This is a genomic window from Thiobacillus thiophilus (assembly GCF_055378705.1).
Window position 1 is genome coordinate 557831 of sequence record NZ_AP042404.1, and the last position, 19857, is coordinate 577687.

Genomic DNA, 19857 nt, shown 5'->3' on the forward strand with positions numbered 1-19857 from the left:
CCGTCACCACCAAAATCAGTCAGACGGTAAATATTTTCGGTTGGCAGGCCTGGATTTCCTTACCGTCAGAATTACCGACAAAAAGTTTTGCTTGTCATCGATAGATGCCAATAGTTATAAGCATATAAACTTATACAAATCAACAAATTAAGTAACTTTTTCGATGGTCCGCGAAAGCTGCCGAAAGGCCTAAAATCATTCCCATTCTATCGTCGCTGGCGGCTTGCCGCTGATGTCATAGACGACGCGGTTGATGCCTCGCACTTCGTTGATGATGCGGTTGGAGACCTTGCCGAGCAGGGTGTAAGGGAGTTCAGCCCAGTGGGCGGTCATGAAGTCGCTGGTGACGACGGCACGCAGCGCCACCACGTAGTCGTAGGTGCGGCCGTCGCCCATGACGCCGACGGATTTCACCGGCAGGAAGACGGCGAAGGCCTGGCTGGTTTTGTCGTACCAGGAGACCTCTCCGTCGCCATGGGCGCGCAGTTCTTCGATAAAAATGGCGTCGGCTCGTCTGAGCAGTTCGGCATATTCACGCTTCACTTCGCCGAGAATGCGCACGCCGAGACCGGGGCCGGGGAAGGGGTGGCGGTAGACCATGTCATGCGGCAGACCCAGCGCGACCCCCAGTTCGCGCACTTCGTCCTTGAACAGTTCGCGCAGCGGTTCCAGCAGCTTCAGGTGCAGGGTGTCTGGCAGGCCACCGACGTTGTGGTGACTCTTGATGGTGTGCGCTTTCTTGGTTTTGGCGCTGGCCGATTCGATGACGTCGGGATAGATGGTGCCCTGTGCCAGCCATTTGGCCTTGGGCAGTTTTTCGGCCTCTTCCTGGAACACGTGGACGAATTCGCGGCCGATGATCTTGCGCTTCTGCTCGGGGTCGGTGACGCCGGCGAGTGCGTCCATGAAGCGGTCGCGCGCGTCGACGTGGATGACCTTGACGCCGAGGTTGTCGGCGAAGGTCTGCATCACCTGCTCGGCCTCGTTCAGCCGCAGCAGGCCGTTGTCGACGAAGACGCAGGTGAGCTGGGTGCCGATGGCGCGGTGCAGCAGCGCCGCGACCACCGAGGAGTCGACGCCGCCGGACAGCCCCAGGATGACTTCGTCGCCGCCGACTTCGCTGCGCACGCGGCCGATGGCTTCATCGACGTAATCGGGCATGTTCCAGTCGCCCGCGCAACCGCACAGGTCGCGCACGAAGCGATTGAGAATATTTTTGCCCTGCAGAGTGTGGGTGACTTCGGGGTGGAACTGCACGCCGTAAAAGCGGCGGTCCTCGTCGGCCATCGCGGCGATCGGGGTGGCGGCGTTGCTCGCCATCACCCTGAAGCCGGGCGGCAGTGCGGTGACCTTGTCGCCGTGGCTCATCCACACGTCGAGCAGCCCGTGGCCTTCGTCGTTGACGCGGTCCTGGATGTCTCGCAGCAATGCAGTGTGGCCGCGCGCACGGATTTCGGCATAGCCGAACTCGCGCTTGGCAGCAGACTCGACCTGGCCGCCCAGCTGCGCCGCCATGGTTTGCATGCCATAGCAAATCCCCAGCACGGGCACATTCAGTTCAAACACGATCTGCGGCACCCGCGGCGTTTCCTCCTCGTACACCGAACTGGGACCGCCGGAGAGAATAACGCCGGCGGGGTCAAAGTCGCGGATGAACGCTTCGGCCACGTCGTGGGAATGCAGTTCGCAATACACTCCGGCTTCGCGCACACGGCGTGCAATGAGCTGGGTGTACTGGGAGCCGAAATCGAGGATGAGGATTTTCTGGTGCATGGCTGGCCGGGTTCGCCCGGTGAGGATTAATCGATGAGGCGGTATTCGACCGATGACACCACGCGTACTTTCTTGATATAGGGCGTGCTGGCGTCGCGGTCTTCGATGGAGAACTGGCCCTGATTGGCTCGCCGGATCTTGCCCAGCCGGCTATCCGAATCCTTGGCGAATTTCTCGGCCGAGATACGCGCGTTCTTGGTCGCTTCCTCGATCATGGCCGGTTTCAGCGCATTGAGACCGGTGAACAGGAACTGTGTACGGTTTTCATAATTGTCGGACGACAGGGCGATACCCTGCTTGCCGAGTTCGCCCAAGTGCGCCATTGCCTCACGCACACGGTCGATCTGCCGGGTATAGACGGTGAGCGCCGATTTGCCGCTATACCGCAGGCGTTCTGCCAGCTCGGCGTTGCCGTAGTCCTGAGCCTGACGATCGGTGATCGACGGTGCGGAAATCGAAACTTCGTCAGGCGTAAAACCGCTGGCCTGAAGGAAATCAGCAATTTTCGCGTTCTTTTCCTGCAGGGTCTGATACAGCCTGGGTAAATCGTTGTCTGCTTCGCTGAATGCGACCGGCCAAATGGCGATATCCGCCGGGACTTCGCGTTCGGCAAGCCCCTTGACCTCGACGCCACGATCGGCCTGCTTGAATTGCAGCAAAGCCTGCCCCAACACCCAGGCAGCCACGATCATGCCAACGGAAAGCAGCAGCGCCTCAATTATCCGGCGTGAATTCATGTCAATCGACGCGGTAGTTCGGCGCTTCCTTGATGATCTGCACGTCATGCACGTGCGATTCACGCACGCCGGCCGAGGTGATTTCGACGAACTCTGCCTTGGCATGCATGTCGGGAATGGTGGCAACGCCAAGATAGCCCATGCTGGAACGCAGGCCGCCCATCAGCTGGTGGATCACCGCCAGCACGCTGCCCTTGTAGGGAACACGGCCTTCGACGCCTTCGGGAACCAGTTTCTCGGCGCTTTTTTCGTTGTCCTGGAAGTAGCGGTCTGAGGACCCCTGCTGCATGGCGCCCAGCGAGCCCATGCCGCGATAGGATTTGTAGGAGCGGCCCTGGAACAATTCGATTTCGCCCGGCGCTTCCTCGGTGCCGGCCAGCAGGCCGCCGAGCATGACACAGCTGGCGCCGGCGGCCAGCGCCTTGGCGACGTCGCCGGAATAGCGGATGCCGCCGTCGGCGATGACGCCTACGCCGCTGCCTTTGAGGGCATCGGCCACGTTCGCCACCGCAGAGATCTGCGGCATACCGACACCCGCGACCATGCGCGTGGTACAGATGGAACCCGGGCCGATGCCGACCTTGACCGCGTCGGCGCCATGCTCGGCCAGCGCAGCCGCCGCCGATGCGGTGGCAATGTTGCCGCCGATGACCTGCACATTGGGGTAGTTCTGCTTGACCCAGCGCACCCGGTCGAGCACGCCCTGGGAGTGGCCGTGCGCGGTATCCACCGTAATGATGTCAACGCCGGCGGCCACCAGCGCGGCCACCCGTTCTTCGGTGCCCTCGCCGGTGCCGACCGCAGCGCCCACGCGCAGGCGGCCCATCGCGTCCTTGCACGCCAGCGGATGCTCGCTCGACTTCTGGATGTCCTTGACGGTGATCAGCCCGCACAGCTCGAAGGCGTCGTTTACCACCAGGACGCGTTCCAGCCGATGCTTGTGCAGCAGCGCCATCGCCTCATCGCGGTTGGCGCCCTCCTTCACCGTCACCAGCCGCTCTTTCGGCGTCATGATGTTGGCGATCGGCTGGTCGAGGCGGGTTTCAAAGCGAAGGTCGCGGTTGGTGACGATGCCGACCACCCGGCCGCCATCGATCACCGGCAGGCCGGAAATGCGCTTCGCGCGCGTGATCTCGAGCACCTGGCGCACGGTCATCTGCGGGGTGACGGTAATGGGGTCTTTAACGACGCCGGATTCGAACCGCTTGACTGCGGCAACCTGCGCTGCCTGCATCTCGGTGCTCATGTTCTTGTGGATGATGCCGAGGCCACCTTCCTGCGCCAGTGCAATCGCCAGCCGCGATTCAGTCACCGTATCCATCGCGGCGGACAAGAGGGGCAAATTCAGGGCAATCGTGCGGGTCAGCTGCGTGGACAGGCTGACTTCGCGTGGGAGGACGGAAGAGTGGGCGGGAATAAGCAGAACGTCATCGAACGTCAGCGCTTTTTGCAGAACACGCATGGGCTTTACCTTAACGCAAAGCGGAATTATACGCGCCCGCCCCCGCCCCGCACAAACCGGTAGCGCCCCAAATTCCGCGATTGAAATCCCCGCATTCCGATTTTGCGGATTTTTGAGTCATTCTGCGATGCAAACCGGGACGTCTGCGCAAAGCAGTTCCCATTAAGCAGTGGAATCGCGTCAATGTCCAGCGGATGCGCGGTCGTACCGGTCTGGCGGATATGGGTGGCGACGATGCGCCGGTTGATGCGATCAAGGCCGCTCAGCCCCGCGCCCGCACCGGTGCGGCGCAGCCCAGTCGCCGACGGCATCCGCCGCCGGTGAGCATGAGCACCAGCGGGTTGACGCAGGCCGATGCCGCATAGCCGCGCCCACTGCCGGGCTTTGGCAGAGGTGAGCGTCTCGATAACGGCACTCTATCGAAGATCAAGGCGCGCCGCGGTGCTTACGGGTTCTGGGTGAATTCAATCGCGGAACTTGGGATGGAAGATGACTGGCGTGCGCCCCCCGAAGCACTGCCTACCAGTAGGGCTTCAATTTCAGGAACGCGCACATAGGCCCTGCGCTTTCGCCGTCCGCCGCCTCCACCTGTTTTGCGGCGAGCCAGCCGAGAATGAAGTCCTGCATCGGCCCGGCACCCGCCTGCCCTGAGAGACTCCGATCCACTACCCGTTGAAGAACGTATGGAGCCGTATGTGCCGCCGCCAGCAGCCCCCACGCCACCCGTGCATCGTTTCTACGCCCCAGACTATCCTGCGCGTCGCGCAGCACAGCCAGATAGCGCGCCTGCCGGCGCCCACCAAACAGGGTCTGGAAAAACTCGGTCGCGTAGCGTTGGCGCTTGACGGCAATGCGCAGGGCATGGCGCTGCGCCGCCTGCAACCGCCCAAAATCGCGCGCACCACGGACGATGGGGCGATGGCCTTTCTGCAGCGCCCGGCCCGCCCATTTTTTCAACGGCGACAGCTGGATGAAGCGCTGCGCTTCCGGAGCGGCACGCCAGCCGCGCAGCAGCAACCAGCGTTGCAGCGCCAGCAGCCACACGCCCGGGCGCGCCTGGATCAGCGCTGCCCGCATGGCCGCGCGCACTTCGGCCCGCTGCGCCTGCAACGCCTGCATGCCGTGCTGCCAGGCATCGGCATCGGGGTAATGCGGCGCAATCGCGGGCAGGGTTTCGTCGCACAGCACGTCCCAGTCGCGCGCTGCGCCGAGCGCGGCCGCCAGCGCGCGCAGGCCGTCCATCGATTCATCCGGCAGCACGCACACCCGGCGATATTGGCGCAGCGCCGCACGCAGGCGCCGCAGCGCTATTCTCGCCTGGTGCACATATTCGATGTCGTCGGAGGCCAGCACCCCCGGTAGATTGGCCTGGAACTGCGCCAGGCAGGCCTGAACAATCGCGGCAAAACCGTCTTCCACGCTCATCGCGCGATCCAGCGCCAGCGGCACGGACTTGACCGGTTCCGCGCCCTCGCCATGCGCCAGGCGCACGCCCCGCTCGGCCTTGCTGACATCGAACGGCAGGCAATCGAGCCGCCCGGCCCACACCAGCGCCAGAGCAAACAGCGCATCCGGCTGGCCGGCCTTCAGTTCGAGCTCGATCTCGCAGATCGGCTGACTGCGCTCGCCGGCACGCACCTCACCCACATCCAGCGCCACCTCGATCTGCGCGCCGCCACGGCCCTTGATAAGCCAGGCGGTACGGTAAAAACGCGTTTCGAACGCCGGCGCCAGCTGCGCGCGTAGCGCCTCGGGTACCCACGCCTGCGCTTCGGGCGGAAAACGCGTCCAGTCCGGGCTGCCGCGGGTGACCGCCATTTCATATTCGGCGCGGTGTGATAGCCCGCCGTGCCGCTCGCCCTCGGTTTTCAGCGTTTGCAGCCAGCGCCGGCCGATCCGCCGCACTCTCAGCGCCACACCCTGCGCGCTCAAGGCAAAATTCGGGGTATCGAAATAGCGGGTGACCAGCAGCTGCCGCACGGGCGTGCTGCGGCGCCGCGCCATCAGCTTGAGGAAGGCTTCGGCCTGCCGCGGGGGCAACGCAAGCTTGAGTTCGATTTCGACTGGATCGGAAGTTGTCATATTTCTGTCGTGCCAGGATAAGCGCGGGCGTTTATCATTGAAGCACACCACGAAAAAACAATCATGAACCTGCCAAGCCCCGACACCCTCATCAACCGCGAACTCGGCATCCTCGAGTTTCAGCGCCGCGTACTGGCGCAGGCTGACGATCCCGATGTGCCGCTGCTGGAACGACTGAAGTTTCTCTGCATCTTTTCCAGCAACCTGGACGAGTTCTTCGAGGTGCGGGTGGCCGGGCTGAAGGAACAGCTCCGCGCCAACACCTCCCAGCTATCCCCCGATGGCATGACGCCAGGCCAGCAATACCGCGCGGTATCGGAAACCGCCCATGCGCTGGTGGCTAGGCAATACGAACTTTTCAACAAGGACATCATCCCCGAACTGGCCACCGAGGGGATTCACTTTTTCCGGCGCACCCAGTGGAACGAAGTCCAGGCGGCGTGGATCCGCGACTATTTCTTCCGCGAGCTGATACCGGTGCTGACGCCAATTGGGCTCGACCCCTCGCACCCCTTCCCGCGCGTGCTCAACAAAAGCCTCAATTTCGCGGTCGAGCTGTCCGGACGCGACGCCTTCGGCCGCAATTCCGGCGCCGCCGTAGTGCAGGCGCCGCGCTCCTTGCCGCGGGTGATCCGCATGCCGGAAGATGTCGCCGGCTGCGAATATGGCTTCGTCTTCCTGTCGTCGATCCTGCATGCCCACGTCGGCGAGCTGTTTGCCGGGATGACGGTGGAAGGCTGCTACCAGTTCCGCGTCACCCGCAATTCCGACCTGTTCGTCGACGACGAGGAAACCAAGAACCTGCGCCAGGCCCTGCAGGGCGAACTGCCGCAGCGGCACTACGGTGCGGCGGTGCGGCTGGAAGTGGCCGACAACTGCTCGGCTTCGATGGCGGCCTTCCTGCTGGAACAGTTCGAGCTCGACGCCGATGCCCTCTACCAGGAGCGCGGCCCGGTGAACCTGGTGCGCCTGATGCAGGTGCCCGACTGGGTCGATCGCCCCGACCTCAAATTCCCCCCTTTCGTCCCTGCCCTGCCCGCCCGCCTGTCCAAGCATGAGGACATCTTTGCACAGATCCGCAAGGGCGACATTTTGCTGCACCATCCGTTCGAATCCTTCCAGCCGGTGACCGACTTCATCGAACAGGCCGCCGCCGACCCCAACGTGGTCGCCATGCGGCAGACGGTCTACCGCACCGGAACCGACTCCAAGCTGATGCAGGCGCTGATCCGCGCCGCGCAGTCGGGCAAGGAAGTCACCATGGTGGTCGAGCTGATGGCACGCTTCGACGAGGAGGCCAACATCAACTGGGCCGCCAAACTGGAGGAGGTCGGTGCGCACGTGATCTACGGCGTGGTCGGCCACAAGACCCATGCCAAACTGGCGCTGGTGATCCGCCGCGAGGAAGGTGGGCTGCGTCGCTACGCGCACCTGGGCACCGGCAACTATCACGCCCGCACCGCACGCCTGTACACCGACTTCGGCCTGCTGACCGCCGACGAGACCATCACCGCCGACGTCGGCAGCCTGTTCAACCAGATCACCGGGCTGGGCAAGGTGGGTAAGCTCAAACGCCTGTGGCAGTCGCCATTCACCCTGCACAGCGAAGTCGTCGCCGCGATCAATCGCGAGGCCGAACACGCGGCAGCCGGCAAACCCGCCGCCATCGTCGCCAAGATGAACGCGCTGCTGGAGCCACAGGTCATCGCCGCACTCTATGCCGCCTCGCAGGCCGGGGTGAAGATCGACCTCATCATCCGCGGTGTATGTGCGCTGCGCCCGGGCATTGCCGGGCTGTCCGAACACATCCGGGTGCGCTCGATCGTCGGCCGATTTCTCGAACACTCGCGTATCTTCTATTTCAAGAACAGCGGCGACGAGCAGGTGTATCTCTCCTCCGCCGACTGGATGGACCGCAACTTCTTCCGCCGCATCGAAACCGGCTTTCCCATCCTCAACCCCAAGCTGAAAAAACGCGTCATCGCCGAAGGCCTCAAGCCCTACCTGCGCGACAACGTGCAGGCCTGGGAGATGCAGCCCGACGGCAGCTACCGCCGTCGCAAGTCCCATCGCGCCAAACCATACAGCGCTCAGGACGTGCTGCTGGCGCTGATTTCGCGCTGATCCTGTCGCCACCCCGGCCCGCGGGGTGAGCCGTCAACAAAGCTTCATCAGAATGCCACGTCGCTGTCACATGGCGGTGGCCTGATGGCGGCATGTTGAATCGCGTCACGAACCTGCTCCGCGCGCGTCCGGGTAGCCAGCCCTGGCAGCCGCCCGACCCCACCCTCCTGCCCTCCCGGCAGACTGGGCACCCGACCTCCGACTCTCCTTCAACTGACGCTCGCTCGCCCCGCCACTACCGCACCCTGTGGATATCCGATATCCACTTGGGTACAGCCGGCTGCCAGGCCCGTTATCTGCTCGATTTTCTAAAGCACAACGAATCCGACATGCTGTATCTGGTTGGCGACATCATCGATGGCTGGCAATTGCGCCGCGGCTGGTATTGGCCGCGCTCGCACAACGATGTGGTGCAAAAGCTGTTGCGCAAGGCGCGCAAGGGCACGCGGGTGATCTACGTGCCCGGCAACCACGATTCGATGGCGCGCCAGTTCATGGGGCTGGCCTTTGGCGACATCGAGGTGGCGGACGAGGTGATCCACGTCACCGCCGACGGCAGACGCTTCCTGGTCACCCACGGCGACCTCTTCGACGGCGTGATGCAGCACGCGCGCTGGCTGGCCTATCTGGGCGACACGGGCTACACCCTGATTCTGGCGCTGAACCGCTGGTTCAACGGCATGCGTACGCGCATGGGCTACCCCTACTGGTCGCTGTCGCAATACATCAAGCACAAGGTCAAGAATGCGGTCGGTTTCATCACCGCTTTCGAGAAAGTGATGACGGATGAAGCGCGACGACGCGATTGCGACGGCGTCATCTGCGGCCACATCCACAAGGCAGAAATTCGTACCCTCGACGGTCTCCTGTACTGCAACGATGGCGACTGGGTAGAAAGCCTGACCGCGCTCGCCGAAACCGCCGACGGCACGCTCGAAATCATCCACTGGCCCCACTGTCTGGACAAATCCAGCGCCCCCCGCAAGGCAACCGTAATGGAGACACCATGAAAGTCATGATCGTGACCGATGCCTGGTCACCGCAAGTCAACGGCGTGGTACGCACGCTCACCACCACCCGCCGCGAAATGGAAGCCATGGGCCATCAGGTGGATATCCTCTCCCCACTTGAATTCCGCACCCTGCCCTGCCCGACCTATCCGGACATCCGCCTGTCCGTGCTGGCGGGCAGCGTGGCCCGGCAGCGAATACGGAAGTACGCGCCGCACGCACTGCACATCGCCACCGAGGGACCGCTCGGCCTCGCCGCGCGCCGCTATGCCCTGGACAACAAGCTGCCTTTCACCACCGCCTATCACACTCGCTTTCCCGAATACGTCAAAGCCCGCACCGGCATCCCTATCGCCTGGACCTACCGCTTTTTGCGCTGGTTTCACGGCCCCGCCCGCGCGGTGATGGCGCCCACCCCCGCAGTCAAATCCGACCTCGAAGCATTCGGCTTCAACAATGTCGTGCTGTGGTCGCGTGGAGTCGACCTCGACGTATTCAAGATGCAGGACTCGCATCGCCTGAACAGCGAACATCCGATCTTCCTGTATGTCGGCCGGGTCGCGGTCGAGAAGAACGTCGAGGCCTTTCTGAAGCTGGACCTGCCCGGCTCCAAATGGGTGGTGGGCGACGGCCCGGCCCTGGCCGGCTTGCGCGCCCAGTATCCCGATGCACATTACCTCGGCGTGATGAAGCAGCCGGAACTGGCCGAAGTCTATGCCGCCGCCGACGTCTTCGTGTTTCCCAGCAAGACCGACACCTTCGGTCTGGTGCTGCTGGAAGCCATGGCCTGCGGCCTGCCCGTCGCCGCCTACCCGGCCACCGGCCCCATCGACGTCCTCGGCGACTCACCCGCCGGCGTGATGCACGAAGACCTGCGCCAGGCCTGCATGGCCGCGCTCGACATCGACCGCCGCACCGCGCGCACCCATGCGGAAAAATTCTCCTGGCGCGCGGCAACCGAACAATTCGTTGGCCATTTGCATCCCGCCACGCACAGATCAAGCCGCTAGCGGACGCGCCAGGAGCGGCGTCCACGCCGCGATTTTCGTGCCCATGCAACCACCCCAGCATCGGGCCGTGAACGGCCCTTCCACAAAAGCTTGCAAGCAGAAACAACTGCACCGGGGCACCGCACATCCCCACAGGCACCCGATGCAGCCTAACGCGGCTTCACCCGCGTGCCGTCGCTGATTTTGTCGTCCGGGTGGCTGACCACGCGGGTGCCGGCATCCAGCCCGGACAGCACCTGCGTCGCAAGCCCTGCGCGCTGGCCGGTTTCGAGCGGGGCGAGGCGGGCGCGGCCGCCTTCCACCACGAACACGGCCCAGCCCTCGCCATGGCGGAACAGTGCGCTGGTCGGCAATTGCAGCACATCCTTCCCTTCCCACAACACGAAGCGCGCATCCACCCGGTAGCCGTCTCCGAGGCGCTGCCACGCTTCGCGCGGCGAGCTGAAATCGACGATGACCCGCACCCGTTGTTCCTCGACGCCGAGTGCCGACACCTTGGTGAAGCCGCTCGGTTCCACCACGCGTACCGTGCCCTGTACCGGCCGCCCACCGCCCCAGCGGTCGAGTATGACTTTGGAGCCGGGTGCGATTTTCACCGCGTAGGTGGACAGCACTTCGACTTCGACCTCCAGGCTTTTGGGGTCACCGATTTCGAGCAATAGCTGACCGGCGCTGACCGGCCCCTCGCTTTCGTGCAGCAGTTTGAGTACGCGTGATGTCACGGGCGCACGCACCAGAAACTGTTCAGCGGCCCCCCCGGCTTGCAGCCGTGCTGCGCTGGCAATCGCGGCGCGCGCCATGTCCAGTTCAAAACGCGCCACCTTGACTGCATTTTCCGAAGCCTGCTGCGCGGCCTGGGCGCGTGTCTCCGCGCTACGCGCCGTATCCAGCGCCTGAGCAGACAAAAAATTGGACTGCCGCAAGGATTCCGCACGACTGCGTTCCTGTTGCGCCAGCTCGGCAGCCGCCGTGGCGGCACGCGCGTTTTGCTGCGCAACGGCCAGCGCCGCCTCGGCTGCACTCGCCTGCGCCTGCGCCTGGGCGCGCGTACGCGGATCGAGCGCCACCGAGCGGGCAGGCTCGATCGCCGCGAGCACCTGCCCAGCCGCAACGGCATCGCCTGCCTTGAGATCGATGCGGCGCACATAGCCGGACACGGGTGCCGCCACCTGGTAACGCTCGCTCACCTGGGTCTTGCCTTCTTCTTCCACGGTTACCGTCAGCGGCGCGCGCACCACCGTGGCGATATCAACCGGCACCGCACGCGGCATGAAGCCCAGCACGAGGCCCGCTGCAATCAGCGTCACGACAATCCCCATCCCGATTTTTGCGCGTAACTGCATGCCGCTTGTTGTCCTATTCGCGTGTTTTCAAAACCGCCACCAGATCCAGCCGGCCCAGGTGCCGCCACAACAGCAGACCGGAGAGTACTGCGGAGGCGACGACGAGCGCCGCGCCAGTAGTGTAGTTGAGTGGCGTCAGCATCATCGGCAGCCGGTAAAGTTCACTGTCGTAAGCGAGCACCAGAATACCGACCAGCCCCGCGCCCACCAGAAAGCCGATCGGAATGGCAACAAGCGTCAGCAACGCCAGTTCTCCCAGCAAAATATAAGCGATCTCGCCCTGGGTGAACCCCAGCACTCGCAGGCTGGACAGTTCGTGTCCGCGCTCCGACAGCGTAATGCGTGCACTGTTGTAGACCACGCCGAATCCAATCGCGCCGGCCAGCAGCGTGGCCACCATGTTGTAGAACAGGATGAACTCGCCCATGGTGGCGTAGAAGCTCTTGATCGCCATGGCATTGGCCACCATGCCCAGCACACGCGGGCGATCGTGCAGCCGGGCATAGAGTGCCGTTTCCGCACCCCGCTCCACCGCCAGATAGGCGCCCGTCACCGCATGTCCCTCGCGCATCAGGGTGTTGAGGGAATCCTGCTGCATGTAGGCCGACACCCCCATATATTGCTGGGTAATACCGAGCACCGGCACCTGCCGCACCGGACGGCTGCCTTCCAGCACTTCGACCGTCAGCATGTCGCCCGGCGTCACGTGGAGAATGTGGGTGGCCAGATAGTCGGTCAGCACCACACCGCCCGGCGGCACTGCAACCGGATGCAGGCTGCGGTCGAGCGCGCGATGCAACCTGCCTTGCGGCTGAATACCGAACAGCGCGCCGCGATAATGATATTGCTCGAAGCGCAGGATTACCGGCACATCGCGAAAGCCCTCCACGTAATCGACGCCCGGCAACGCAGCGAGTTCGTAGAGCGCCCGGCCCGAGGTCGGTTCGATGAAAGTGAGCGTCAGATCCTCGCGCGCAGCCTGGCGAAATTGCACATCCACCATGAAGTCGATTGCACCCTTCTGATAGTTGCCCACCATCATCAGGCCGCAGGCGCAGGCGATGCCCAGTACCGTCAGCAGCGACTTCAGCGGCTGCCGCTCGATGTGGCGCAGGATCATCCGCGTCGGTGCGGAGAGCCAGCGCTGCAGTCCGATGCGCTCGATCAATGTGGTGCGGTAAATCACCGGCATCTCCGGGCGCATGCCCTCGGCCGGCGGCAATCGTGCCGCGCGTATCACCGAAAATAGCGTGCCGCTGACTGCCGCCACGCTCGCCACCGCAAACGCAATCAGCACGATTTCGGGGCTGACGCGGTAGTCAAGGTAAGGAAACCGAAACGTCGTTTCCGTATACACGTTCGACAGTCCATGGCCAAACCAGGCGCCCAGTGCAAGCCCGGCACCCACCCCCAGAACCGTCATCAGCAATACCAGCTTGACGTAGTGTGCGCCGATCGCCAGCGTGGAATAGCCAAAGGCCTTGAGAATGGCGATCTGGTCACGCTGCAGCGCAATCAGCCGGCTCAGCACCACATTAAGCAGGAACGCAGCGACGCCGAGGAAGATGGCCGGAAAAACGGTGGCCATGGTCTTCAGGCCTTTCAGCTCCTCGCTGAGAAAACGGTTGGAGAACTGATCGCGCCACCCATAAGCGCCGGTGCCGCCGTAATCGGCCAGTATCGCATCGACACCGTCGATCACGTCCTGTTCATGGGCGTCGCGCGCCAGCATCAGACTGACCTGATTGAACGCACCTTCCATGTCGTAGGCCGCAGCCAGCGCATGGCGCCCCATCCACAGCACGCCATAGCGCTTGAAATCGGGGAACATGGAACCGGGGGCGATCTGATAGATGTACTCCGGCGACACTGCGACGCCCACCACGGTCAGCTGCTTGTACTTGCCATTGATGATGGCGGCGAGCGTGTCGCCCGGTTGAAAGTGATGGGCATCGGCAAAGGTGTCGGATAGCACCACCTCATCCGTACTCCAGGGCTGCACCGTGCGCCCGCGTTTGAGGTGCAGCCGGTTGAGTTGCGCCTCGCCGACATCCGGCAGCGACAGCAACAGGCCGGTGACAGGATCGCTGAATCCTTGCACCTCCAGCTTCACCCCCGCCCGCACCCGCGTCTCCATCCGTTCCACCCCGGGCAGTGCGGCGATGCGTTCGGCCACCGGTTCAGGTGCACGCTTCAGGCTGGCGAACACCTCGGCAAAACGATATTCACTGTAAAAACGGTCGCGCGTGGTGACCAGAGAATCGTAGGTGGAAAGCGACATCACCATGGTGGCGACGCCGCCCATGATCACCGCGGCGATCGCCAACACCTGGCCGCGCAGGTGCCAGAGGTCACGCAGGAGCTTGCGGTCGAGGGCTTTCATGGCGACATGCCGCCTACCAGCTGAGCTCGCTCGCCCGCTTCTTCACGGCGTTGGCGCGGATCTCGGCGATGCGGCCGTCGGACAGCCGGATCACGCGGTCGGCCATGTCGGCGATGCCGGCATTGTGGGTGATCAGCACGGTCAGGGTGCCGAGTTCGCGGTTCACCTTTTCCAGCACCTCCAGCACCACCACGCCGGTGGCCGAATCGAGCGCGCCGGTGGGCTCGTCGCACAGCAGTACCGCCGGGTTCTTGGCGACGGCGCGGGCGATCGCCACCCGCTGCTGCTCGCCGCCGGAAAGCTGCGCCGGGAAATGGTCGAGCCGGCTGCCCAGACCGACCAGGGCCAGCGCATCTTCGGGCCGCATCGGCGACCTGGAAATCTCGGTCACCGCGGCAACGTTCTCGCGCGCGGTCAGGCTGGGGATCAGATTGTAGAACTGGAACACGAAGCCGACGTGCTCACGGCGGAAGCGGGTGAGCTCGGTCTCGGAGGCGCCGGTCAGCATGTGGTCGAGATAGCGCACCTCACCGCCGCTGGGCGCGTCGAGCCCACCGAGGATGTTCAGCAGCGTCGACTTGCCGCTGCCCGAGGGGCCAAGCAGCACCACCAGTTCGCCGCGGTTGAGGGTGAGGTCGATACCGCGCAACGCATGCACCTCGACCTCGCCCATGCGGTAGATTTTGGTGAGGCCGCGGGCGACGAATATGGCGTTGGCTTGATCGGGAAGCATGCGGTTCATCATGCCATGGACGTTGACTCTCTGCACCGTCATTACAAGCAAAGCGAAGCACGCCAGTGTGAGTGCCGCGTGCACTTGCTCCGCTCTTCAGCCTTGCGGTACGACGAAGGCTCTGACTCCTGATACGCGTCACCGTGCGCACAGGTCTCCCCGCTTAGCTCACGCACACTTCCCGACGTTCCGCCTCCAACCACGTGGGTGACCCGGATATCGCTTTGCACGCCAATATCGGCGTATCCGATGCGTTTCAGGCTTCGCCATCTCCCGGCCGGCTCGCCGTCATTCCCCGCCGAATCGAGTTCGTCTCCTGCAGACCGCCAGTTCGCTTCCGGTTGCTCTCCACCCCACCTCACGATGACGCAGTTACCTTCAGCTACGGAGTCTTGGCTTACTTCGATACGGACTCGCACTGTGCTGTGTGAGCGCCTTCACGGGCGCCTGCGGGATGCAGGGACTTCATCGGAGGGGGCACGACATAACTTCAACAGCCAACAGTGACATAGCCTTACTTTATAAGTTATAAGGCCTTGCCGTTGCGGATCACGCCGACGGCGATGCCTTCGATGGCCAGCTCCTGACGCGTGAGGTCGACGACGATGGGCTCGAAGTCGGGGTTTTCCGGCAGGAGCTGCACGGTGTGGCCACGCTGCTGGAAGCGCTTCACCGTGACCTCGTCGCCGATCCGCGCCACCACCACCTGCCCGGCCTTGGCCTCGGCGCTGCGATGCACCGCGAGCAGGTCGCCGTCGAGGATGCCCGCATCCTTCATGCTCATGCCGCGCACCGTGAGCAGATAGTCCGCGCGCGGCGAAAACATCGCGGGGTCGAACTGGTAGTGCCGCTCGATGTTCTCCTGCGCCAGGATCGGACTGCCTGCCGCCACCCGGCCTACGAGCGGCACACCGCCACCGCCCTTCAGCCGGATACCGCGCGACGCCCCCGGCACCAGATCCAGCACGCCCTTTTTCGCCAGCACCTTGAGATGCTGCTCGGCCGCGTTCGGCGAACTGAAGCCGAAGTGCTGCGCGATCTCCGCCCGTGTGGGCGGCAGGCCGGTGGTCTCGATCCACTCCCGGATCAGGCTGAAGATTTCTTCCTGGCGACGCGTCAGGTCTCGCATGGGGCTTCCTCCAAGTACTGTATGCATGTACAGTATAAATACTGAATTCGAAAAACGCCAATGCGCGACGTGCATGCCCAGCCAAACGGCCATGCCCATCGCAACGGCAACCAGGAGTAAACCATGATGAAACTCGGAAAAATCAGCCCCTTGGCCTTCAGCCGCATGAAGCAGCGCGGGATTTCCATTGCCGCCCTGCACCAGTTGATTACCCATGGCCAGGTCGAAAAGCAGTTCGACGGCGCGCGGGTGGTGTATCTCGACAGCCCAGCCCCGAGCCCGACTTGGGGTAGCAGCCCGCAGCCCCGGCTCTATGCGGTGATGGATGCGGCAGGCGACGTGCTCACGGTGGAAAAGCGGGTGCGGCTGAGAGGGTAAGCGCCGCAAGCGTCACCGCCCGCCCCTTCGTGATGCGGCGCGGGTCCATCCGGGTTTGCATCATGGGCGGGTACTATTGGCGCTTTGTTTTGCATCCGTGCGCCGCACGCGCAGTCACCGTTTCGATGAACATCCCGGCAAGCAAGCCCCCCAGCAGGTTTCCGCCCGCCCCCGACGCCGAACCTGAGCCCGACGCCCACGTTTCGAAGGAATCGGCCAGCCCCCACCTGCGGGCGTGCATCGCGCGTTATCAGGCCCGAATTCCCGGGCTGGCCGACGTGGCCGCGCAGCTGCAGCGTGCGGCCAGCCTCGATGCCCTCATCGCGCTTTACGAAGCCTGCTACCCCCTGCTGGAACAGGCGATGTGGTCCGGCGCGGCGGACTTCCATCCGCTGCTGGCGAGCTACCAGTCGCTGTTCCGCGAGCAGGAAGCGCTGATCCGCCAGCGCTGCAAAAATACGCAAGTCAGCGACGAACGCCATCACTTCATCCTCGCCATCCCCGTAGCGGACCGGCCGCCCCATCTGCGCGCCTGCCTGGAAAGCCTCTACCAGGTGTGCACGCTGTTCGACTACGGCGGCCACGCCTCCGGCGTGTGGGAGAAGATCCGGGTCATCGTCAGCGAGGACAGCCGCGACGAAGCCAATGTCCGCCGCCACCAGGAACTCGTGGACGAATACCGCAAGAAAGGCCTGCAGGTCGTCTACTTCGGGCTGGCCGAGCAATACGAGTTGCTGCACGCGCTGCCCCCGCAGCAGCGCGAACGCCTGGGCCATCTGCTCACCACCCAGCCGCGCGACGCCTTCTATCTCAAAGGCCAGGCCGCCAACCGCAACCTCAGCTACCTGAAATTCCTGCAGCTGACCGAAGACCGCGAGCGCACCCTGTACTACCCGATCGACAGCGACCAGAGCCTGTGCGTGAACCGGCAGACCGCGGCCGGCGAAGAGGCGGTTTACGCGCTGAACTACTTCCACGCCATCGACCGGATTTTCCGCAGCACCGACACCCTCATGCTCACCGGCAAGATGGTGGGCGACCCGCCCGTGTCGCCGGCGGTGATGGCGGCGAATTTTCTCGACGACGTGACCGCCTTCTTCACCCAACTCGCCGGCCTGCGCAGCGAAGCGGCCTGCCAGTTCCACGGCGCGGGGCCGGTTGCGGGCGACGCTGCGTATCACGACATGGCCAGGCTGTTCGGCTTCGACCACCAGCCGACGACCTATCCCTACCCCTGCCGGCTGCCAGGCGCGCACGACCACGGCGCGTGCCTGGCCGACTTTTCCCAGCGGCTCAACGCCTTCTTCTTCGGCGAGCACCTCACGCGCAAAACCTGGTTTGCCTACGGCAGCGGGTTTACCCAGCTCACCCCGGCGCGGACGATCTACCCCGGCAACTACATCGTCAACTACGCCGGGCTCAAGTACCTCATCCCCTTCGGTCACCTGCGACTGCGCATGTCCGGCCCCACCGCCGGGCGGCTCATCGCCGCCGAGATCGGGCATCGCTTCGCCTCGTTCAACATGCCCAACCTGCACCGGCGTACCACCGAAGCGGGCCTCGCCGACGACTTCCGCCCTGGCGTGGAAGTGGGCGAAGCAAGCGTCGATTTATCCAACGAATTCGAGCGCCAGTTCTTCGGCGACCTGATGCTGTTTTCCACCGAGGAACTGGTGAAGCACGCCGACGTGAACCAGCCCTTCGCGCGCGACGTGGTCAAGGCAGTGATCGCGCAGAAGGAAGCCGAACTGCTGGCGCTGTACCAGCAAAAGCACGACGCTATCGTCGAGAAAAACCGGCAACTCCACGCGCTCGTGTTCGACGCCGGCCATTGGTGGCTGCGCACGCCCGAGCTGACAGACGCCCTGCGCCACGTCGGTGCCTTCATCGACAACATCGACCGTAACTTCGGCGCGCACGCCGCCGCCTGGTGCCAGATCCAGTCCGCCGGGCATCGCGCCGAACGCAAGCGGCAGATCGTCGAAGCCCTGGTGAACTACCGCGCCGAGCGCGATGCGTGGGACAGCCTGTTCTAGGAAACGCGGAACCATTCACGCTTTGTCATTGCGCGGAGCGAAGCGATCCAGGACGCCAGCGGTATCGCCACACGCTGGATCGCCACCGCCCTGCGGGCCTCGCGATGACGGGCGAAAATCAACGCACCAAGGCCGAATCCGCCGCCCTGGAAATGATCTCCTCGCGGCACGCTCGATACGCCGCCTCCGCCGCCCTCAGTGCATCCTCCGGAATCACCACGTGCGCATAATCGCTCCGCACCCGGTCGATCCGTCCGCTTCGAACCCGCTCCGACGTATCCCCCCGGCGCGCCTTCCCCGTGTGGCTGAACACCTCGTAGCACTCGCTCAACGGCGAATCCAGTTCCAGCCATGCCGTCAGCCTGGGCAGCAGCCTCTCCGGCGCGCGAACAAACAGCTCCGCATCGAAGTAGGTGTAGGGCCAATCGGTCATCCGGCAAAAATCGGCCAGCGCCCGCACCCGCTCGACGTAGTAGTTCGCCGCTTCCACCGGCGAGGCATACAGATCCGGATCCGGCTTCTGCCGAAACAGATGCACGATGCTCCGGATCGTGTGCGCCGGCTCCGCCAGCGCAACCAGAATCTTGATGTCCGCCCGCCCCAGCCGCTCGGGCTTCAGCGCATAGTCGTTGTGCAGCAGCTTGTCGAAAAGGTAGCGGCTCCCCGGCTTCAGCACCTCGTCGTGCCGGAACGCCTCCAGCTGCCGGTCCAGCGCAGCGGCCTCCTCGTAGCCGAGATGCATTTCGTAGTAGCCGTTGATCTGCGGATGCGAGCCGAGAATATGCCCCGCCAGGCTGGTGTAGGCGCGCATGTGGCTCAGCAGGAAGATTCTGGCGAAGGCGTCAGAAGAAGCGCTCATTGCTTCAATCCGTTGTGGTTCCATAGTTTCGGTCGTTATGAACAGTACCGAAACTATGGCACAGCGCGTATCCAGTCATGGTCGCTTTCAGCCGTTCGCGCGGTGCCGGCCCACCCACTGTATCGCGGCAGCGATCAGCACGATCGCAAGGAACAACGCGTAGGGCGCGAACTGGTTGACGGCTAACGCCCAGACATTGAGCTCGTTCAGCAGCAGCGCCCAGATGCCAATCGCGATATAGGTCGACACCAGCACCACGGCCAGATTCACCCACGGGCGCAAGCCGATCAGAAATCCGATGATCGCCCCCACCACCGGGCCGGTCATCCAGAACGGGGCAAACACGAAAACGAACAGGCCGGCGATGCCGAACTTGCGCACCACGCCCCCGCCGGACTCCGCCGCGCGGTGAATGCGCATGATGAACGGCTCCAGGGTGCGCAGCTTGATCAGGTGCCGCGTGCTCTGCACGAACAGCGGGTAGATCACCAGCACCTGGATGGTCTCGATCAGGATGTTGAGGGGCACCACCTGGGCATGGCCGAAACCGCTCGCATAGCCGAAGGACATCCCCGCTTCGCGGCCGATGATCAGGTTCAGCCCCGTCATGATCGCGTAGGGAAGAATGCGGTCCGGATACAGGTGCCACCCGATCCCGAACGCCAGCAGCATCAGGCCGGTGAGCGTCAGGCCGACGCCCAGCATCCGGCCTTCGGTGCTGGCGAAAAGCGTTTCATGCATGCGGGTGCTTTGGTTCATCTGGATGTGACCGGGAGCTTTGCTCTAGGTAAATTTGCT

The 19857-nt window shown here is 63.8% G+C and carries 16 protein-coding genes; 6 read left to right on the forward strand and 10 right to left on the reverse strand.

Translation table 11 applies throughout. From position 1 onward, the window contains the following. Nucleotides 1-195: 195 nt before the first annotated feature. Genes guaA through guaB form a run of 3 tightly spaced genes read right to left on the reverse strand, consistent with a single transcriptional unit; the run spans nucleotide 196 to nucleotide 3972 of the window. Nucleotides 196-1773, reverse strand: coding sequence for a glutamine-hydrolyzing GMP synthase (gene guaA / locus ACZ41T_RS02675; RefSeq protein WP_464922939.1), 1578 nt, complete (start codon nucleotides 1771-1773; stop codon nucleotides 196-198). A gap of 26 nt (nucleotides 1774-1799) precedes the next feature. Continuing rightward, the gene (locus tag ACZ41T_RS02680) at nucleotides 1800-2510 is read right to left on the reverse strand and encodes an SIMPL domain-containing protein (protein WP_464922940.1); all 711 of its coding nucleotides are present in this window, start codon (nucleotides 2508-2510) and stop codon (nucleotides 1800-1802) included. 1 nt (nucleotide 2511) lies between these two features. Next, nucleotides 2512-3972 (reverse strand): IMP dehydrogenase, encoded by a 1461-nt coding sequence (gene guaB, locus ACZ41T_RS02685; protein ID WP_464922941.1) that lies wholly within the window; start codon nucleotides 3970-3972, stop codon nucleotides 2512-2514. A gap of 194 nt (nucleotides 3973-4166) precedes the next feature. Between guaB and ACZ41T_RS02690 the strand changes: the two genes are divergently transcribed. After that, nucleotides 4167-4337, forward strand: coding sequence for a hypothetical protein (locus tag ACZ41T_RS02690; protein WP_464922942.1), 171 nt, complete (start codon nucleotides 4167-4169; stop codon nucleotides 4335-4337). A gap of 154 nt (nucleotides 4338-4491) precedes the next feature. Here ACZ41T_RS02690 and ACZ41T_RS02695 read toward each other — a convergent pair whose 3' ends face one another. After that, nucleotides 4492-6054, reverse strand: coding sequence for a CYTH and CHAD domain-containing protein (locus tag ACZ41T_RS02695; protein WP_464922943.1), 1563 nt, complete (start codon nucleotides 6052-6054; stop codon nucleotides 4492-4494). Nucleotides 6055-6117: 63 nt separating this feature from the next. Between ACZ41T_RS02695 and ppk1 the strand changes: the two genes are divergently transcribed. The 3 genes from ppk1 (at nucleotide 6118) to ACZ41T_RS02710 (ending at nucleotide 10198) form a co-directional block, all read left to right on the forward strand. Continuing rightward, nucleotides 6118-8178 carry a polyphosphate kinase 1 gene (gene ppk1, locus ACZ41T_RS02700; RefSeq protein WP_464922944.1) on the forward strand — a complete coding sequence of 687 codons (2061 nt, stop codon included), beginning with the start codon at nucleotides 6118-6120 and terminating at the stop codon, nucleotides 8176-8178. A 92-nt stretch (nucleotides 8179-8270) separates the two neighbouring features. Then, complete coding sequence (locus ACZ41T_RS02705; RefSeq protein ID WP_464922945.1) at nucleotides 8271-9188, forward strand: UDP-2,3-diacylglucosamine diphosphatase; 918 nt, start codon at nucleotides 8271-8273, stop codon at nucleotides 9186-9188. Continuing rightward, on the forward strand, nucleotides 9185-10198 hold the full coding sequence (locus ACZ41T_RS02710) for a glycosyltransferase family 4 protein (RefSeq protein ID WP_464922946.1): 1014 nt from the start codon (nucleotides 9185-9187) through the stop codon (nucleotides 10196-10198). Before ACZ41T_RS02705 ends, ACZ41T_RS02710 begins: the two co-directional genes overlap by 4 nt. 149 nt (nucleotides 10199-10347) lie before the next feature. Here ACZ41T_RS02710 and ACZ41T_RS02715 read toward each other — a convergent pair whose 3' ends face one another. The 4 genes from ACZ41T_RS02715 to lexA form a co-directional block, all read right to left on the reverse strand. Beyond that, nucleotides 10348-11541 carry an efflux RND transporter periplasmic adaptor subunit gene (locus tag ACZ41T_RS02715; protein WP_464922947.1) on the reverse strand — a complete coding sequence of 398 codons (1194 nt, stop codon included), beginning with the start codon at nucleotides 11539-11541 and terminating at the stop codon, nucleotides 10348-10350. 13 nt (nucleotides 11542-11554) lie between these two features. Beyond that, on the reverse strand, nucleotides 11555-13924 hold the full coding sequence (locus ACZ41T_RS02720) for an ABC transporter permease (protein WP_464922948.1): 2370 nt from the start codon (nucleotides 13922-13924) through the stop codon (nucleotides 11555-11557). 13 nt (nucleotides 13925-13937) lie between these two features. Then, entirely contained in the window at nucleotides 13938-14669 is a 732-nt protein-coding gene (locus tag ACZ41T_RS02725; protein WP_464922949.1) for an ABC transporter ATP-binding protein, read from the reverse strand. Nucleotides 14670-15183: 514 nt separating this feature from the next. Next, complete coding sequence (lexA, locus tag ACZ41T_RS02730; protein ID WP_464922950.1) at nucleotides 15184-15786, reverse strand: transcriptional repressor LexA; 603 nt, start codon at nucleotides 15784-15786, stop codon at nucleotides 15184-15186. 123 nt (nucleotides 15787-15909) lie between these two features. On the opposite strand from lexA, the gene ACZ41T_RS02735 reads away from it, so the two are divergent. Continuing rightward, nucleotides 15910-16164 carry a hypothetical protein gene (locus ACZ41T_RS02735; protein WP_464922951.1) on the forward strand — a complete coding sequence of 85 codons (255 nt, stop codon included), beginning with the start codon at nucleotides 15910-15912 and terminating at the stop codon, nucleotides 16162-16164. Between the two features lie 125 nt (nucleotides 16165-16289). Continuing rightward, nucleotides 16290-18200, forward strand: coding sequence for a hypothetical protein (locus ACZ41T_RS02740; RefSeq protein ID WP_464922952.1), 1911 nt, complete (start codon nucleotides 16290-16292; stop codon nucleotides 18198-18200). Between the two features lie 118 nt (nucleotides 18201-18318). Here ACZ41T_RS02740 and ACZ41T_RS02745 read toward each other — a convergent pair whose 3' ends face one another. Further along, a complete protein-coding gene (locus ACZ41T_RS02745; RefSeq protein WP_464922953.1) occupies nucleotides 18319-19059 on the reverse strand; it encodes a hypothetical protein in 741 nt (246 codons plus the stop codon). A gap of 87 nt (nucleotides 19060-19146) precedes the next feature. Next, nucleotides 19147-19818, reverse strand: coding sequence for a small multi-drug export protein (locus ACZ41T_RS02750; RefSeq protein WP_464922954.1), 672 nt, complete (start codon nucleotides 19816-19818; stop codon nucleotides 19147-19149). Nucleotides 19819-19857: the final 39 nt, after the last annotated feature.

Coding starts and splice junctions, on each gene's coding strand:
- guaA (WP_464922939.1), bottom strand. CDS start 1,773: ATGCACCAGAAAATCCTCATCCTCGATTTCGGCTCCCAGTACACCCAG.
- ACZ41T_RS02680 (WP_464922940.1), bottom strand. CDS start 2,510: ATGAATTCACGCCGGATAATTGAGGCGCTGCTGCTTTCCGTTGGCATG.
- guaB (WP_464922941.1), bottom strand. CDS start 3,972: ATGCGTGTTCTGCAAAAAGCGCTGACGTTCGATGACGTTCTGCTTATT.
- ACZ41T_RS02690 (WP_464922942.1), top strand. CDS start 4,167: ATGCGCGGTCGTACCGGTCTGGCGGATATGGGTGGCGACGATGCGCCG.
- ACZ41T_RS02695 (WP_464922943.1), bottom strand. CDS start 6,054: ATGACAACTTCCGATCCAGTCGAAATCGAACTCAAGCTTGCGTTGCCC.
- ppk1 (WP_464922944.1), top strand. CDS start 6,118: ATGAACCTGCCAAGCCCCGACACCCTCATCAACCGCGAACTCGGCATC.
- ACZ41T_RS02705 (WP_464922945.1), top strand. CDS start 8,271: ATGTTGAATCGCGTCACGAACCTGCTCCGCGCGCGTCCGGGTAGCCAG.
- ACZ41T_RS02710 (WP_464922946.1), top strand. CDS start 9,185: ATGAAAGTCATGATCGTGACCGATGCCTGGTCACCGCAAGTCAACGGC.
- ACZ41T_RS02715 (WP_464922947.1), bottom strand. CDS start 11,541: ATGCAGTTACGCGCAAAAATCGGGATGGGGATTGTCGTGACGCTGATT.
- ACZ41T_RS02720 (WP_464922948.1), bottom strand. CDS start 13,924: ATGAAAGCCCTCGACCGCAAGCTCCTGCGTGACCTCTGGCACCTGCGC.
- ACZ41T_RS02725 (WP_464922949.1), bottom strand. CDS start 14,669: ATGATGAACCGCATGCTTCCCGATCAAGCCAACGCCATATTCGTCGCC.
- lexA (WP_464922950.1), bottom strand. CDS start 15,786: ATGCGAGACCTGACGCGTCGCCAGGAAGAAATCTTCAGCCTGATCCGG.
- ACZ41T_RS02735 (WP_464922951.1), top strand. CDS start 15,910: ATGATGAAACTCGGAAAAATCAGCCCCTTGGCCTTCAGCCGCATGAAG.
- ACZ41T_RS02740 (WP_464922952.1), top strand. CDS start 16,290: ATGAACATCCCGGCAAGCAAGCCCCCCAGCAGGTTTCCGCCCGCCCCC.
- ACZ41T_RS02745 (WP_464922953.1), bottom strand. CDS start 19,059: ATGAGCGCTTCTTCTGACGCCTTCGCCAGAATCTTCCTGCTGAGCCAC.
- ACZ41T_RS02750 (WP_464922954.1), bottom strand. CDS start 19,818: ATGAACCAAAGCACCCGCATGCATGAAACGCTTTTCGCCAGCACCGAA.